Below are 15,510 nucleotides of genomic sequence, written 5' to 3' on the forward strand. Positions count from 1 at the left end.
ATGAGTGACATGCCATTGACATCCCGCAGTGGTGATGAAGAACGTTATCAGCCCTTGCGCAACAGGCGTGCATATGTTGCAACAGAGGGTGTGAGCCGCACAGAGTCCCCCACCAGCGTGAAGCGAAAGGGAGTGAGATAGGCGCGACGCCGAGCGCATCCACCCACCAGAACACCCATCAGGAGACCGGACCGCAGGCGGCGATGAGCGCCCGCACCCGGCAGCGCCGCACCGCCGCCGCCGCCGCCGGCGTCGTCGGCGTCGGCGTCGTCGGCTCGATCCTCGAGTGGTACGACTTCTTCCTGTTCGGTGCCTCGGCCGCGATCGTCTTCAACACGGTTTTCTTCCCGAGCGTCTCCCCGTTCGCGGCGACGCTCGCCTCCTTCGCGACCTTCGGCCTGGGCTTCGCCGTCCGCCCCATCGGCGGCCTGATCCTCGCCCACCTCGGCGACCGCATAGGCCGCCGCCCGGCGCTGATCCTCACCGTGGTCCTGATGGGCGCCGGCACCCTCGCCATCGGCTTCCTCCCCACGTACCACCAGATCGGCATCTGGGCCCCTGTGCTGCTCGTGCTCTGCCGGATGATGCAGGGCTTCGGCGTCGGCGCCGAACTCGGCGGCGCGTACGTCATGTCGACGGAGGCTGCGAAGGCCGAGAAGCGCGGCTTCTACGGATCACTGCCCGGCGCCGGCGAGTTCATCGGCTTCGTCATCGCCTCCGGCGCGGTCGCCGCCGTCTCCACGCTGCCCGAGGACGAATTCCTCGGCTGGGGCTGGCGCATCCCGTTCCTGGCGAGCGCCCTGGTCGTGATCATCGCTCTCGTCATCCGCAACGCGGCGCCCGAGACCGAGCAGTTCGAGGCCACTCGCGACAGCGGCAAGCGCGAGAAACTCCCCGTCCTCGCCGCGATCAAGAGCCGCCCCAAGGCAATTGCCCTGCTCATCGGCTCCGGCTGCGCCACCGCCATCGCCTCGTAGCCGATCCAGGGCTACCGGGATTGATTCGCAGTGCATCGGGCTTCAGCCCGCTGGTGAAGCGAATCTGGCGATCCCGACACGGAGCGTCGTAGCGTCCCTCCCTGCGGAGCAGGGACGCGTGGCCCTCTGGACTACCAGTGCGGAGCATCATGGCTCGTCCCCGGCGTCCAATGATCATCGGCGGGCGCGATAGGCCGACTTGAGCGCGAGCATCAAACGGGAGGACGAGCGTGATCAGTTCCGATCTTCTGGGGTGGTGCCCGGGAGGGCGCACCTAGGGTGGCGCCCATGCAGCTCCGGTACGCGTTCCGGTTGTACCCGGAACCGGGTCAACGCCTCGCGTTGGGGCGGGCGTTCGGGTGCGCGCGGGTCGTGTTCAACGACGCGGTGCGTGCCCGGAAGGACGCCCACGTGGCGGGTCTTCCGTATCCGAAGGCCGCCGAGCTGTCCCAGACCCTGATCACCCGCGCCAAGCGGACCGTGGAGCGGTCTTGGCTGGGCGAAGTGCGGCCGCTATTGCGTCGCGGCAATCACCACGATGACCGCGGCGACGGCGGCGAGTGCCGTGAGTAGATTGCGGGCCCGATCTCTCCCGTGCCAAGAGGCGCGTACCGCCCCACGGAAAACCGAGTTGAGGCCGCCGCGCGGGCGCCGCATCAGCCCCGGCCGGACGCCGCGCGAGCCTGGCCGCGCACGGCCAGGTCGAGGTCGCGGTCCGCCTTCGCCAGCAGGTCCGCCATGGCTGCTCCCGAGCGGGCGGCGTCGCCGTCCCGGATCGCGTCCAGGACCGCTCGGTGGCTGGGCGCCGGGTCGTCGGCGCAGCCGTGCTGACCGTGCACGATGCTGTCGCGCGCCCGCAGTGCGGGGGCCATCAGGTCGTGCAGCATGGCCAGCATCTCGTTGCCGGAGGCCACGAGGAGCGCGTGGTGGAAGTCGGAGTCGGCGGCCACCGCCTCGGCCGCGTCGTCGCCGGCCCGCGCCATGCGGTCGAGTGCCGCTTCGAGGTCTGCCAGTTGGTGTTCGGTGCGGCGCTCGGCGGCCCGGCGCACAGCGGCGGGTTCCACGATGGAGCGCATCTCGGCGAGGTCGCGCAGGACCGCGTCCGCCTCGCCGCCCTCGATGCGCCAGCGGATCACATCCGCGTCGAGGACGTTCCACTCGGCCCGCGGCCGGACGAAGGTGCCGCGCTTCTGGCGGGAGGCGACCAGGCCCTTGCCGGCGAGGACCTTGAGCGCCTCTCGGATGACGGTGAGGCTGACGCCCATCTCGTCGACCAGGGTGCGCGGATCGAGGGTGGCGCCGGCGGCCACCGCTCCCCCGACCACCCGGGAGCCGAGCGATTCGACGACGCCTCCGTGCACTCCGCGCCCGGCGTAGGACACCATGCTCCGCTCCCCTCTGGTGCGACGGGCCGACTGCCGGTCGCACCACCCGCGATCGACACGTTAATTCATAATTTTTGGAAGCTCAACCATGGAATCCCACTCGACCCCACCTGGAGAATTAATTATGAATAATCCTTGACGGGGACCGGCGCCGAGTGGTGCAGTCCTGGTCGTAGCCCTTCCGTACCGCCCCGAGGAACGACCGTTGCCCCACACCCCGCTGCCGCTGTCCGGCACCCAGCTCCCGCTCACTGCCGGACCGTACACCGCGACCGTTACGGGCGTCGGCGCGACACTGCGCGAACTGGCCTATGACGGGCGGCCGTTGATCCTCGGCTTCGACGCCGACGAACCGGCGCCCGCCGCCCACGGACAGATCCTCGCGCCCTGGCCCAACCGACTGGCGCAGGGACGCTACACATTCGACGGCGCCGAGCACCAACTACCCCTGGACGAACGGGAGCCCCCGTCCGCGCTGCACGGCCTCGTCGCGTGGCGGACCTGGACTCCGCAGCCGCATGACGACGCCCACGGGGTCCGTCTCGCCCTCGACCTGGCGGCCCGGCCCGGCTATCCCTTCGCACTGCGGCTGCTCGCCGAGTACCACCTGGACGCGGGGAGCGGGCTCACCGCGCGCGTCACCGTGGTCAACCGGTCGTCGCGGCCCGCCCCCTTCGGTCTCGGCGCCCACCCGTACCTGACCTTCGGCGGCTCCGTCGACCGGTGCTCCGTGCAGCTGGCCGCCGATCACTGTCTGCACCCCGATACCCGCATGCTGCCCGACGGGAACCCGCGCCCGGTCGAAGGAACCCCTCACGACCTGCGCAGCCCAAGGCAGTTGACCGGAACCGTGCTCAATCACGCCTACACCGGGCTGCACCGCGACAGCGACGGCCTGGCGTGGGCCCGCCTCCGCGCCCCCGAAGGCGGCGCCGTCGACCTCTGGGCCGACGTGTCCTTCGGCTGGCTCCAGCTCTACACCGCCGACCACTTCGGGCGGACCGGTCTCGCCGTGGAACCGATGACCTGCCCGCCTGACGCGTTCAACAGCGGCCATGACGTGATCGTCCTCGCCCCCGGCGAACAGCGGTCCGCCGCATGGGGCATCCGCGTGCCCTGACCACCCCCACCACACGTCCCGGCCCGCCCTCCGAAGCGGGCCGCCCATCCGGAAAGCCCTCTCCAGGACGAACCATCCGGGAAAGAACATGACGCACCTTCGAACACTTCCCCCCGCCTCGGCCTCCGCCACCGGACGCCCGCCCCACCTCACCCACGTCGTCTTCGTCGCCGCCGCGGCCGCGATGGGCGGCTTCCTCTTCGGCTACGACAGTTCGGTGATCAACGGCGCCGTCGAGGCCGTCCGTGACCGCTACGACGTCGGGCCCGCGGCGCTCGCCCAGGTCATCGCCATCGCCCTGATCGGCTCGGCCGCCGGGGCGGCGGTAGCCGGGCGCCTCGCCGACCGCATCGGGCGCATCCGCTGCATGCGCATCGCGGCTGCGTTGTTCACCGTCAGCTCCATCGGCTCCGCCGTGCCGTTCGGCCTGTGGGACCTGTCGCTGTGGCGGGTGATCGGCGGCTTCGGCATCGGCATGGCCTCCGTGATCGGCCCCGCCTACATAGCGGAGGTCGCCCCGCCCGCGTACCGGGGACGCCTCGCCGCGTTCCAGCAGGCGGCCATCGTCTTGGGCATCGCCGTGTCCCAGCTCGTCAACTGGCTGATCCTGACGCTCGCCGACGACGACCAGCGTGGCCGCCTGGCCGGCCTTGAAGCCTGGCAGTGGATGCTCGGTGTGATGGTGGTGCCCGCGCTCGTCTACGGGATCCTCTCCTTCACCATTCCCGAGTCTCCCCGGCACCTCATCGCCCGCGGCGCCACGGACGAGGCACGCCGGGTGCTCGCCCGCCTCGAGGGCGAGGGACCCGCGCTCGACGCCCGTATCACCGAGATCCGTGAGCACATGAGCCGCGACCGCCGCTCGAGCTTCCGCGATCTGCGTGGCAAGGCGGCGGGGCTGCGCGGCATCGTCTGGGTCGGCATCGGCATGGCGCTGTTCCAGCAACTCGTCGGCATCAACGTGGCGTTCTACTACTCGGCGACGCTGTGGCAGTCGGTCGGCATCGACCCGAGCAGCTCGTTCTTGTACTCGTTCACCACGTCGCTCATCAACATCGTCGGCACAGTCGTCGCGATGCTGCTGGTGGACCGCGTGGGGCGCAAGCCTCTGATCCTGGCCGGCTCGGCCGGTATGACGCTCGCGCTCGGCTGTGAGGCGTGGGCGTTCTCCGCTGACCTCGTCCACGGCCGGCTCCCCCACACCCAAGGGCTCGTGGCGCTGGTCGCGGCCCACGTCTTCGTACTGTGCTTCGCCTCGTCATGGGGTGTCGTGCTGTGGGTCATGCTCGGCGAGATGTTCCCGGCCTCGATCCGCGCCGCCGCGCTCGGTGTGTCCTCGTCCGTCGTCTGGGTGGCCAACTGGGCGATCACCGCGTCGTTCCCCAGCCTCTCCGACTGGAGTCTGGGCGGGACGTATCTGATCTACGCAGCCTTCGCGCTGCTCTCCCTGCCCTTCGCCGCGAAATGCGTGCGCGAGACCCGGGGCAGGACTCTCGAGGAGATGGGATGACCGGCATGCAACGCTTCACCGATCAGGTCGCCGTGGTGACCGGGGCCGCCGTCGGCATCGGCGCGGCCACGGCGGCCCGGCTCGCCGCCGAGGGCGCGGCCGTCGTGCTGAGCGACATCGACGCCGAGCGCGGCGAACGGACCGCCGCCGAGCTGCGCGAACAGGGCGCCCGCGCCTCGTTCGTACGGGCCGATGTGGCAGACGCGGCGGACTGGGAGCGCGTGCTGGACGCAGCCCACGCCTACGGCCCGGTGCGGGTGCTCGTCTCCAACGCGTACACCGTGGAGCTGGCCCCGGCCGGCGAGATGACCCAGGCCTCCTGGGAGCGGCAGGTCGCCGTCAACCTCACCGGTGGGTTCCTCGGCTTCAAGGCCGTGCAGCCCGACATGTCGGAGCACGGCGGCTCGGTCGTCTACACCTCGTCCGTGCACGCGCACATTGGGCTCCCGGGCCGGTCGGCGTACGCCGCGACCAAGGGCGCCGTGCTCTCCCTGTGCAGTCAACTGGCCGTGGAGTACGGCCCGTCGATCCGCGTGAACGCCGTACTGCCCGGACCGATCCTGACCGGCGCCTGGGACGGCATCGGCGAGGAGGACCGGGCGCGCAGCGTCGCCGAGACGGCGGCCGGGCGCTTCGGCACGCCGGAGGAGGTCGCGGCGGCCATCGCCTTCCTCGCCTCCGCCGAGGCCGGCTTCGTTACCGGCACCAGCCTGCTCGTCGACGGCGGCTGGAGCGTCGTCAAGGCCTCCTCCTGACACGCTCCGCGCTCTCCGAGCCCCCTGATCTCAACTCGCCGAAAGGTACCCACGCCCTGTGAAGATCGCTCGCATCGAGACGTTCCAGCTACCCCCGCGCTGGCTGTTCTGTCGCATCGAGACGGATGACGGCATCGTCGGGTGGGGCGAGCCCGTCGTCGAGGGCCGGGCCGAAGTGGTGCGTACCGCCGTCGACACCCTCGCCGAATACCTCGTCGGCCAGGACCCGTTGCGCATCCAGGACCACTGGCAGGTCCTCACCAAGGGCGGCTTCTACCGGGGCGGTCCGGTGCTCTCCAGCGCGGTGGCCGGGATCGACCAGGCGCTGTGGGACATCGCGGGCCAGGCCTACGGCGCGCCCGTGCACGCGCTGCTCGGCGGGCCCGTGCGCGACTCGGTCAGGGTGTACGCGTGGGTGGGCGGCGACGAACCGGCCCAGGTGGCCGAGGAGGTCACCGCCCAGATCGAGCACGGCTTCACCGCGGTCAAGATGAACGCCGCGGGCCGGGTCTCCCCGATGCCGGGCCCCGCGGAGGTCGACGCCATCGTTCAGCGCGTCGCCACCGCGCGCGAGGTGCTCGGCCCCGAACGCGACGTGGCCGTCGACTTCCACGGGCGGTTCACCCCTGCCGGGGCACGCCAGGTGCTCGACGAGATCGCGCCGCTGCGCCCCCTGTTCGCCGAGGAACCCCTGCTGCCCGAGCACGGGCATCTGCTGCCGCGCCTGGTGGAGGGCACGAGCGTGCCCGTCGCGACCGGTGAGCGTCTGTACAGCAGAGGGGAGTTCCTGCCCGCGCTGCAGGCGGGCATCGCCGTGGCGCAGCCCGATCTGTCGCACGCGGGCGGCATCTCGGAGGTGCACCGCATCGCTTCGCTGGCCGACACGTTCGGGGTGCTCCTCGCGCCGCACTGCCCGCTGGGCCCGATCGCCCTCGCCTCCAGCCTCCAAGTCGCTTTCGCCACGCCCAACTTCCTCATCCAGGAACAGAGCCGGGGCATCCACTACAACCGCTCGGCCGACCTGCTCTCGTACGTCCTCGATCCGGAACCGTTCCGCTTCACCGACGGACACGCGCACCGCACGACGCTGCCGGGCCTCGGGGTGCGGGTGGACGAGGCCGCCGTACGCAAGGCCGACAGCTCCGCGCACCGGTGGCGCAATCCGGTGTGGCGGCACGACGACGGGAGCTTCGCGGAATGGTGACCCCAAGCCCTGTGGGCACGGAACGACTGGAACTCGGCGAGGGCGTGCGCTGGACGGAGCGCGGTCTCGTCCTCACGGACATCCTCACCGGCCGGCTGCTGTCCGCCGACCTCACCGGCGCCACCTTGCGGGAAGAACTGCGTCTGCCGTTCCCGCTGGGTGCGGTCGCGCCCGTGGCCGGAGCGCCGCGCACGTGGATCGCCGCGGCCGACACCGGCATCTGCCTGCTGCGGGCGGGCGAGCCGCCTCGCTGGCTGCTGCACCCGGAGCAGGACCCGGCGCGGCCGTTCCGGATGAACGACGCGGTGGCCGACCCGTCGGGGCGCTTCTGGGCCGGCTTCATGGCGTACGACGCGGCTCCCGGCCGGGGCGGGCTGCTCCGCGTGGAACGTGACGGGACCGTCACCCAGGTCCTCGACGGGCTGAGCGTGCCCAACGGGCCGGCGTTCACCTCGGACGGCCGGACCATGTACCTCGCGGACAGCCCCCTTGGGCGCATCCTGCGCCACCGCGTGGACCCGGAGACGGGCGACGTCGACGAGGGCGAGGTCTTCGCGACCGTGGAGTCCGGCAGCCCGGACGGCATGGCGGTGGACCGGGACGGCGGGCTGTGGAGCGCCGTCTGGGGAGCGGGCGTGCTCCACCACTACCGCGCCGACGGGCAGCTGGACGAGGTCGTCCCCGTGCCCGTACGGCAGCCGGCCGGTCTGTGCCTGGGCGGCGCGGACGGTCGGACCCTGTTCGTGACGAGCGCGCACATCGGCCTCGATGAACCCGGCCCGCTGGACGGCGCACTGCTGCGCTTGCGGGTCGCCGTCCCGGGCACGCCCGCCTGCGCGTTCCGGCCCGGCTCCGGGCTGGTCGGCTAGGACGACAACACACGGCCGACGAGCCGACCGGAACGCCCCTGCGCGGGCGGCGAGTCCGGCCGGCTCGTCGGCATGCCCGGAGACGGTGGGACCGCACCACGGGCGCTGGGACCGCACGGACGATCTCGCTGGTCACATCCGCCTCTCGATTTTTAGTTAATTAGGAATTGTTATTGACAGGGTCGGCCCCTGCGGCAACAGTCGTCCGAGCGCTTCCCGTCCGGCATCCACACCGGCGGACGACGCCACCCACGTCGGTCATCACCTCAGGAGAGCTCTGTGACTTCACCCCGCGCAGCGACGACCCGGACGGCCGCCCTCGCCGCCTTCCTCGTCGCGGCCGTGCTGTCGCCGGCGGTCCCGGCCACCGCAGCCGACCGCGCTCCGGCATCCCACGAGCCCACCCCCACGCCTCTCGCCCCGACTCCGTACATGGGCTGGAACACCTACTTCGGCCTCGGCGCACCCACCGAGAAGGACGTCAAGAGCGTCGCCGACTTCCTCGTGAGCAGCGGCCTGAAGAAGAGCGGCTACGACATCGTGTGGCTGGACGGCGGCTGGCAGGCCGACACCCCGCGCGACACCGAGGGCCACCTCGCCGCGAACCCCGAGCGCTTCCCTTCCGGCATCCCGTCCCTCGTGGACTACTTGCACCGCCGCGGCCTCAAGGCCGGGATCTACACGGATGCCGGGACCTACGACGGCGGCAAGAGCTGCGGGCTCGGCAGCCGCGGTCACTACACCGAGGACGCCCGGCAGTTCGCCGGCTGGAAGGTCGACGCGATCAAGGTCGACTTCCTGTGCGGCATCGCCGAGAAGGCCGATCCCGAACCGGCGTTCAAGGAGTTCAGCGCGGCCGTCCGCAAGACCGGCCGGCCCATGCTGCTCAACCTGTGCAACCCGCTGACCGACGACTGGGGCGTGCCGCACACCCCGGCGCAGGACGCGCACAACTCGTACCGTTTCGGGCCGCAGCTGGCGGACTCCTGGCGCACCGGCACCGACGTCGCCTGGGGCACACCGCACGAGAACCAGTGGCCCAACATCCTGCGCAACATGGACGCCAACATGGCGCACCCGGAAGCGCAGGGCCCCGGCCACTACAACGACCCGGACTACCTGATCCCGCTGCGTCAGCTGGAGGACGGCACACCCGAGCTCACCACCGAGGAGTCCACGACACAACTCGTCATGTGGGCGCTGATGGGTTCGCCGCTGGTCATCGGCTCCGATCCGCGCACCCTGCCGCAGGACATGATCGACACACTGCGCAACCCGGAGATCATCGGCGTCGACCAGGACCCGCTCGCCGTTCAGGGCGTGCGCGTGGCGAGCGACGCGACCGGCGACGTCTACAGCAAGGTCCTCCAGGGGGCGGGCCACCGCGCCGTCGCCCTGCTCAACCGGTCCGACCATGCGGCGCGCCTCACCGTCGACTTCGCCGACGCGGGTCTGACCGGTCCTGTGCGGGTGCGCGATCTGCGGGCTCGCACCGACCGCGGCGTCCACGACGGCTCGTACACGGTCGAGGTCCCCGCCCATGGCACGGCCTTCCTGAAGCTGGACGGCAAGGACACCGCGCCGGGCACACGTCTGGGTGTGCGCTCGCCCGCCGATCCGGCCGTCGTCGGCGACGACGTGTTCTCAACCACCGCCTCCGGAACGGTGGTTGAGAACAAGACCTCGCTGGGCCGTCCCGGCGAAGGTCGTGTCACGGGCAAGCCAGTGGCTCGCGCCGACGGCAAGGGAGGTACCGAGGTGTACGTGCGCGCCACCGACGGCCACCTGTACCGCAGGCAGCTCACCGACGGCCGGGCCGCCGGCGACTGGCGGCGTGTCACGGGCCCGGCCGTCTCCTCCGCTCCCGCGACGGCCGGAACCGGCACGGCCCCCGACACCCTCGCCGTGCGCGGCGAGGACGGCGGCCTCCTCGTCCGCTCGGCCGCGGGTGACTGGCAGCGCCTCGGCAGCCCCGACGGTCTCGGCCTGTACGACGACCCGGCGGCCGTGACCGATACCGACGGGCGCGTGCATGTCGCGGTGCGCGCCACCGACAGCTCCGTGTGGACCCGGGTCCGCGCCACCGACGGCACCTGGTCGCCATGGGCATCGCTCGGCGGCGCCACCAGCGCCTCGCCCGCCCTCGCCCTCGACGGCGACACCGTGCGACTGGTGGCCCGCGCCGGCGACTACACCGTGTGGCAGCGCTCGCTCGCCGCGGGCCGGGGCGACGACGCGTGGAGCGGCTGGTCCAAGCGCACCGAGTTCGCCAGCGGGGCCCTCGCGGGCACGCCCTCCCTCACCGGCACGCCGCTGACCGCCACGTTCCGGGGTGTCGACGGGCAGCTGTGGCAGGCCCCGCTGCCCGCATCCGACTGACCTACAGGCCTTCTCGCCCACCCGCACACCGCCCGGGACCGCCACCGCACGGTCCGGTCCCGGGCCTTCCAGGAGTCACCATGTCCCCCTTGTCCACCGGTAGTTCGCGTCCCAGCAGACGGCGCCTGCTCACCGGCGTCGGAGCCCTCGGCGCCGGCGCCGCCCTGAGCGGCTGCGTCACGTCCGTGCGCTCCAACGTCTCCTCCGGCGGCGACGTCACCCTGCAGTCCAACCTCTCGGCACCGCAGGCGAAGTCCGCGCTGCAGAAGGTCGTCGACTCCTTCAATCAGCGCGGCGGCGCCTCGGCCTCGCTGAACACCGTCGCCTCGGAGACCTTCCGCACTCAACTGCCCACCTACCTGACGTCGGCCAACCCGCCCGATCTGTACACCTGGTACCCGGGTTCGGTGGCCGACGCGTACGCGCGCCGCGACCTCCTGCTCAACCTCGACGACGTGTGGCAGAGCCCGGACCTGTCCCGCTACAGCAAGGCGCTCAAGAGCTTGTGCACGTCGCGCGCGGGCCACAAGGTGTTCGTGCCCACGAGCTACTACTGGTGGGGCTTCTTCTACCGGAAGTCCAACTTCAGGAAGTGGGGCGTGGACGAGCCGCGCACCTGGGACGACTTCCTCGGGCTGTGCGAGACCCTGCAGCGCAAGAAGGTCACCCCCATCGGGCTGGGCGCGGGCAGCGGCACCGCATGGGTCGCGTCCTCCTGGTTCGACTACCTCAACATCCGCATCAACGGCGCCCAGTACCACCGCGACCTGCTCGCCGGCCGGCACCGGTTCGACGACACGGAGGTGCGGCGCGTCTTCGACCGCTGGGACGAGGCACGCCCCTTCATCGACAAGCGCGGCACCGCCCTCGCCTTCCAGGACGCCACCACCGAACTGCTCCAGGGACGCACGGGAATGATGCTCATCGGCACGTTCTTCGCAGACTCGGTACCCAAGGACCAACTCGACGACATCGACTTCTTCCGGTTCCCGGAGATCGACCCGAAGGTGCCGATGGCCGAAGAGGCGCCCACCGACGGCTACTTCGCGAGCGCCCGCACCCCGCGCGACCACCAGACCAAGGAGTTCCTGCGCTACCTCGCCACCGCCGAGGCGCAGGAGACCTACCTCAAGGGCTCCTCCGGCACCGCGCTGCCGACGCATCCCGACGCCAAGGACAGCGGGACCGCCCTCGTGAAGAAGGGCCGCGAACTCGTCGAGTCGGCCGCCGAGGTCACCCAGTTCTTCAACCGTGACTCCAGCGACGAACTCTCCCCCACCGCCGACACCGCCCTCATCCGCTATCTGTCCGAGCCGGACCGCATCGCGTCGACCCTGACCACGTGGCAGCGGGACGCCGAGAAGATCTGGGGGAAGTGACATGGCCCTCCTCGACACCGACGCCCGCCCCGCCGCGGGCACGCGCAAGACGTCGTCCGCCCGCCGCCCGCGCCGCGGCGCCGCCACCCGCGTACCGCCCCTCGTCGTCGCCTTCGTCCTCGTGCCCCTGCTCGCCGAGGGCTTCTGGGTGTTCTGGCCCGCCCTCCAGGGCTTCTATCTCGCGATCACCGACTGGGACGGCATCTCCGCCGCGCACCTGATCGGCCTCGGCAACTTCCGCGAGATGGCGCACGACACGGTCTTCTGGCACGCCCTCGCCAACACGGCGAAGTGGCTGGTCCTGTTCGGCGGTCTGTCCGCGGTGCTCGGGCTCGGCGCCGCGCTGCTGCTCCAGCAGGAACGCCGCGGCGTCGGCTTCTACCGCGCCGCGCTCTTCCTGCCCGTCGTCTTCTCGCTCGTCGCCACCGCCCTCGTCTGGCAGGCGATGTACCAGCCGGACGGACTCATCAACCAGGTCCTGGAAGGCGTCGGCCTCGACAACCTCACCCGCTCCTGGCTCGCCGACCGCGACACCGCCCTGTACGCGGTCCTGCTGCCCGCGCTGTGGCGGCAGATCGGGTACGTGATGGTCCTCTACCTGGCCGGGCTCAAGGGCATCGACCCGATGCTGTACGAAGCCGCCAAGGTCGACGGCGCCAGTCGCCTCCAGCAGTTCCGGCACGTCACGCTCCCCCAGCTCAAGAGCGTCAACGCGGTCGTCCTCTCGGTCATCATCATCGACTCGCTGCGCTCCTTCGACGTGGTCTGGTCGCTGACCCGCGGCGGCCCGTACCACTCCTCCGAACTCCTGAGCACCTACATGTACTCGACGGCGTTCCAGTCGCTGCGCCTCGGCTACGGCTCCGCGCTCGCCGTCGTCATCTTCCTGCTGGCCTTCGGCGTCATCGCCTCCTATCTCGTCCGCGCCTTCCGGGAGGCCGACTGATGAACAGCCCTACCTTGCTGCGCCGCCGCGCCGCCACCGCCGGGTTCCACCTCGGCGCGGGAGCCCTCGCCGTGCTCTGGCTCGTCCCGATCGTCCTCGTCGTGATCACCGCGACCCGCACCTTCGACGACATCGCCGCGAACGGCCTCGGCTCGGCACCGCACTCCTTCAGCCTCGACGGTTTCCGTCAGGCCTGGACCGAGGGCGGCCAGAAGCAGGCCCTGATCAACAGCCTGCTGGTCACCATCCCCAGCGTCCTGATCTCCCTGCTGCTCGCGTCGATGGCCGCGTTCGCACTCAGCCGCTACGCCCTGCCGGGCCGGCGCACCCTGCTGCTCGTCATGCTGGCGGGCAATCTGCTGCCCCCGCAGATCCTGCTCATCCCCGTCTCCAAGATGAGCGAACTCGTCGGCATCTACGACTCGTTGTGGGCACTCATCGGCGTGCAGGTCGGCTTCGGCATCGGCTTCTACGTCTTCGTTCTGCACGGCTTCATGCGGTCGATCCCACCGGAGGTGCAGCAGGCCGCGGTGATCGACGGGGCCGGGCCGGCGACGATCTACTGGCGGATCGTGCTGCCGCTGGCCCGCCCCGCGCTCGCCGCGCTCAGCGCCCTGTCCTTCACCTGGATCTTCAACGACCTGCTGTGGGCGATCAGCGTGCTCCGCACGGAGACGCACATGCCGATCACGGCGTCGCTGATCAATCTGCAGGGCCAGTACGTCTCGCAGTGGAACGTGATCGCGGCGGGCTCCGTCATCGCCGCGGCCCCGACCGTCCTCGTCTTCCTCCGCTTCCAGCGCCACTTCGTGGCCGGCCTCAATCTTGGAGCAGTCAAGTGAGCACCACCGACCGCCCGTCGGACCGCTGGGTCCTGCGCACGGCCACCACCGTCTACGCCGTCACGCTGGGCGGGGACGGCGAGGGCGACGGTCCCGGCGCGGGGATATGGCCCGAGCTGGCGGTATGGGGGCCGACGGGCGCGGAGGACGGCCCGGCCCCGCTGGAATGGTCGCGCCGCACGCACTTCGTCACGCCCGCCGACCTGGCGCCGGCCGAGTACATCCCGCACGGTCTTCGGCCGTTCAACGGCGCCGACCTGATCGCGAGCCGCCCCGGGCACGAACGCGGTGTGTGGTGGCGCTTCTCCGAGGCGCACCAGGAGGACGACACCGCCCTCGACCTCACCTTCGACGACGACGTCCTCGGCCTGCGCGTGACCGTCCGCTACGCCACGGTCGCCGGCACCGACGTGATCCGCCGCTGGTCCGAACTGACCTGCACCGGCGACGAGCCGCTGCGCCTGGAGCGGATCGACTCGGCCGCGGTCAACGTACCCGTGTCGGCACAGGGCGCCCGCGTGACGTACCTGACCGGCCAGTGGTCGCAGGAGTTCAGCTTCACGCAGACCCAACTGACACGCGGCACACTGGGATTCGGCAGCACCCAGGGCGTGCCGGGCCACGCCTACGCGCCGTGGCTCGCCGTCCAGGACGCGGCGCACCCGGACCGCGGCGCCGACTCCCCCACGTACGGCATCGCCCTCGAATGGGCGGGCAACTGGCACATGGCCGTCGACGCGGAGCCCGGTGGCGCGGTGCGGGTGCGCGCGGGCCGGGTCCCGCACGAGGGTGCCGTGCTGCTCACCCCCGGCAAGACACTGGTGACGCCCAAGCTGGCCTGCGCGTTCAGCCCGGAAGGTCTCGACGGCCTGTCCCGCGTCTGGCACCGCTACGAGCGCCACCTGGCGGGCGACCGGCTCACCCGTCGCCGTCCCGTCCTCTACAACTCGTGGGAGGCGACCGAGTTCGACGTACGGGCCGACCAGCAGCTCGCGCTCGCCCGCCGGGCCGCGGAGCTGGGCGCGGAGCTGTTCGTGGTCGACGACGGCTGGTTCACCGGTCGACACGACGACACCGGCGGCCTGGGCGACTGGGACCCCGATCCCGCACTGTTCCCCCAGGGCTTCGACCATTTCATCGACGACATCCGCGCCCTCGGCCTCGACTTCGGCCTGTGGGTGGAGCCCGAGGCCGTCAGCCCGGCATCGAAGCTCTACGCCGAACACCCGGACTGGGTCTACCAGTTGCCGCATCGCACGGGCCGCCGTGTCCGCAACCAGCTCCTCCTGGACCTCGGCCGCGAGGACGTCCAGGACTTCGTCCTCGCCACCCTCGACCGACTCCTTGGGCGCTACGACATCTCGTACCTGAAGTGGGACATGAACCGCCCGCCCACCGAACGCGGCCGCCCGGGGCCGAAGCCGGCGCAGCAACTCGACCTCGACGGCGCGCACGTGGCGGGCTACCTGCGCGTCCTGGACCATCTGCGCGCCCGCCACCCGCACGTCACCGTCGAGGGTTGCGCGGGCGGTGGAGGCCGGATCGACCACACCACGCTCGCCCGCACCGACGTGGTGTGGCCGAGCGACAACACCGCCCCGCTGGACCGGCTCCGCATCCAGTACGGCTACCTCCACGCACACGCGCCGCACACCATGAGCTCCTGGGTCACCGACGCACAGGGGCTGTTCGACCCGCGGCCGCGCTCCCTCGCGTTCCGTTTCGTCAGCGCGATGACGGGCGTCCTCGGCATCGGTGCCGACCTCGGCACGTGGAGCGAGGAACAACGGGCGTCGGCCGCACGGTGGATCGCTCGCTACAAGGACATCCGGGACGTCGTCCACCACGGCGACACATACATCCTGGGCTCGCCGGACGAGCCGACATTCGGCGTCGAGTCCGTCGCGCCCGACGGGGCCCGCGTCGTGGTCGCCGCCCTGAGCACGGGCCGGCTCGACGGATCACCGCTGGTCCCGGGCCGCCCCGATCGCCTGCGCCTCAAGGGAGTCGACGCCGGGGCCCGGTACCGGGACGAGACCGGCGGCAAGGAGTACGGCGGCGCGTACCTGCGCCACATGGGCCTGCCGTTTTGCTGGAGCGCCGAGCACGACGCCGAACTCACGGTGCTGCGCCGCCTGTGACGC

The 15,510-nt window shown here is 71.2% G+C and carries 13 protein-coding genes; 12 read left to right on the top strand and 1 reads right to left on the bottom strand.

Annotation, left to right across the window (positions count from 1 at the left end):
• The first annotated feature begins 203 nt into the window (after positions 1–203).
• Entirely contained in the window at positions 204–977 is a 774-nt protein-coding gene (locus tag ACWFR4_RS14870) for an MFS transporter (protein WP_453652732.1), read from the top strand.
• Between the two features lie 288 nt (positions 978–1,265).
• Positions 1,266–1,550 (top strand): helix-turn-helix domain-containing protein, encoded by a 285-nt coding sequence (locus tag ACWFR4_RS14875; protein ID WP_453652734.1) that lies wholly within the window; start codon positions 1,266–1,268, stop codon positions 1,548–1,550.
• A gap of 83 nt (positions 1,551–1,633) precedes the next feature.
• On the opposite strand, the gene ACWFR4_RS14880 is transcribed toward ACWFR4_RS14875, so the two are convergent.
• Positions 1,634–2,362: a FadR/GntR family transcriptional regulator gene (locus tag ACWFR4_RS14880; RefSeq protein WP_453652736.1), complete on the bottom strand. Its 729-nt coding sequence runs from the start codon at positions 2,360–2,362 to the stop codon at positions 1,634–1,636.
• Between the two features lie 205 nt (positions 2,363–2,567).
• Here ACWFR4_RS14880 and ACWFR4_RS14885 point away from each other — a divergent pair, with 205 nt between their 5' ends.
• The 10 genes from ACWFR4_RS14885 to ACWFR4_RS14930 all read left to right on the top strand — a co-directional run bounded on the left by ACWFR4_RS14885 (position 2,568) and on the right by ACWFR4_RS14930 (position 15,507).
• Positions 2,568–3,482 (top strand): aldose 1-epimerase family protein, encoded by a 915-nt coding sequence (locus ACWFR4_RS14885; protein ID WP_453652738.1) that lies wholly within the window; start codon positions 2,568–2,570, stop codon positions 3,480–3,482.
• 88 nt (positions 3,483–3,570) lie between these two features.
• Positions 3,571–4,992, top strand: a complete 1,422-nt coding sequence (locus ACWFR4_RS14890) for a sugar porter family MFS transporter (protein WP_453652740.1) — start codon at positions 3,571–3,573, stop codon at positions 4,990–4,992.
• On the top strand, positions 4,989–5,747 hold the full coding sequence (locus ACWFR4_RS14895) for an SDR family NAD(P)-dependent oxidoreductase (RefSeq protein WP_453652742.1): 759 nt from the start codon (positions 4,989–4,991) through the stop codon (positions 5,745–5,747). Before ACWFR4_RS14890 ends, ACWFR4_RS14895 begins: the two co-directional genes overlap by 4 nt.
• 58 nt (positions 5,748–5,805) lie before the next feature.
• Positions 5,806–6,951: a galactonate dehydratase gene (gene dgoD, locus ACWFR4_RS14900; protein WP_453652744.1), complete on the top strand. Its 1,146-nt coding sequence runs from the start codon at positions 5,806–5,808 to the stop codon at positions 6,949–6,951.
• An 11-nt stretch (positions 6,952–6,962) separates the two neighbouring features.
• Positions 6,963–7,820, top strand: a complete 858-nt coding sequence (locus ACWFR4_RS14905) for an SMP-30/gluconolactonase/LRE family protein (RefSeq protein ID WP_453652746.1) — start codon at positions 6,963–6,965, stop codon at positions 7,818–7,820.
• Between the two features lie 279 nt (positions 7,821–8,099).
• Positions 8,100–10,199 carry a glycoside hydrolase family 27 protein gene (locus tag ACWFR4_RS14910; RefSeq protein WP_453652748.1) on the top strand — a complete coding sequence of 700 codons (2,100 nt, stop codon included), beginning with the start codon at positions 8,100–8,102 and terminating at the stop codon, positions 10,197–10,199.
• 80 nt (positions 10,200–10,279) lie between these two features.
• On the top strand, positions 10,280–11,578 hold the full coding sequence (locus ACWFR4_RS14915; protein WP_453652750.1) for an ABC transporter substrate-binding protein: 1,299 nt from the start codon (positions 10,280–10,282) through the stop codon (positions 11,576–11,578).
• A 1-nt stretch (position 11,579) separates the two neighbouring features.
• Positions 11,580–12,524: a carbohydrate ABC transporter permease gene (locus tag ACWFR4_RS14920; protein WP_453652752.1), complete on the top strand. Its 945-nt coding sequence runs from the start codon at positions 11,580–11,582 to the stop codon at positions 12,522–12,524.
• On the top strand, positions 12,524–13,366 hold the full coding sequence (locus tag ACWFR4_RS14925; RefSeq protein WP_453458189.1) for a carbohydrate ABC transporter permease: 843 nt from the start codon (positions 12,524–12,526) through the stop codon (positions 13,364–13,366). The genes ACWFR4_RS14920 and ACWFR4_RS14925 overlap by 1 nt, the downstream gene beginning before the upstream one ends.
• A complete protein-coding gene (locus ACWFR4_RS14930; protein WP_453652754.1) occupies positions 13,363–15,507 on the top strand; it encodes an alpha-galactosidase in 2,145 nt (714 codons plus the stop codon). Before ACWFR4_RS14925 ends, ACWFR4_RS14930 begins: the two co-directional genes overlap by 4 nt.
• The last annotated feature ends 3 nt before the right edge of the window (positions 15,508–15,510 follow it).

It is taken from the genome of Streptomyces sp. NPDC055140 (genome assembly GCF_053607285.1).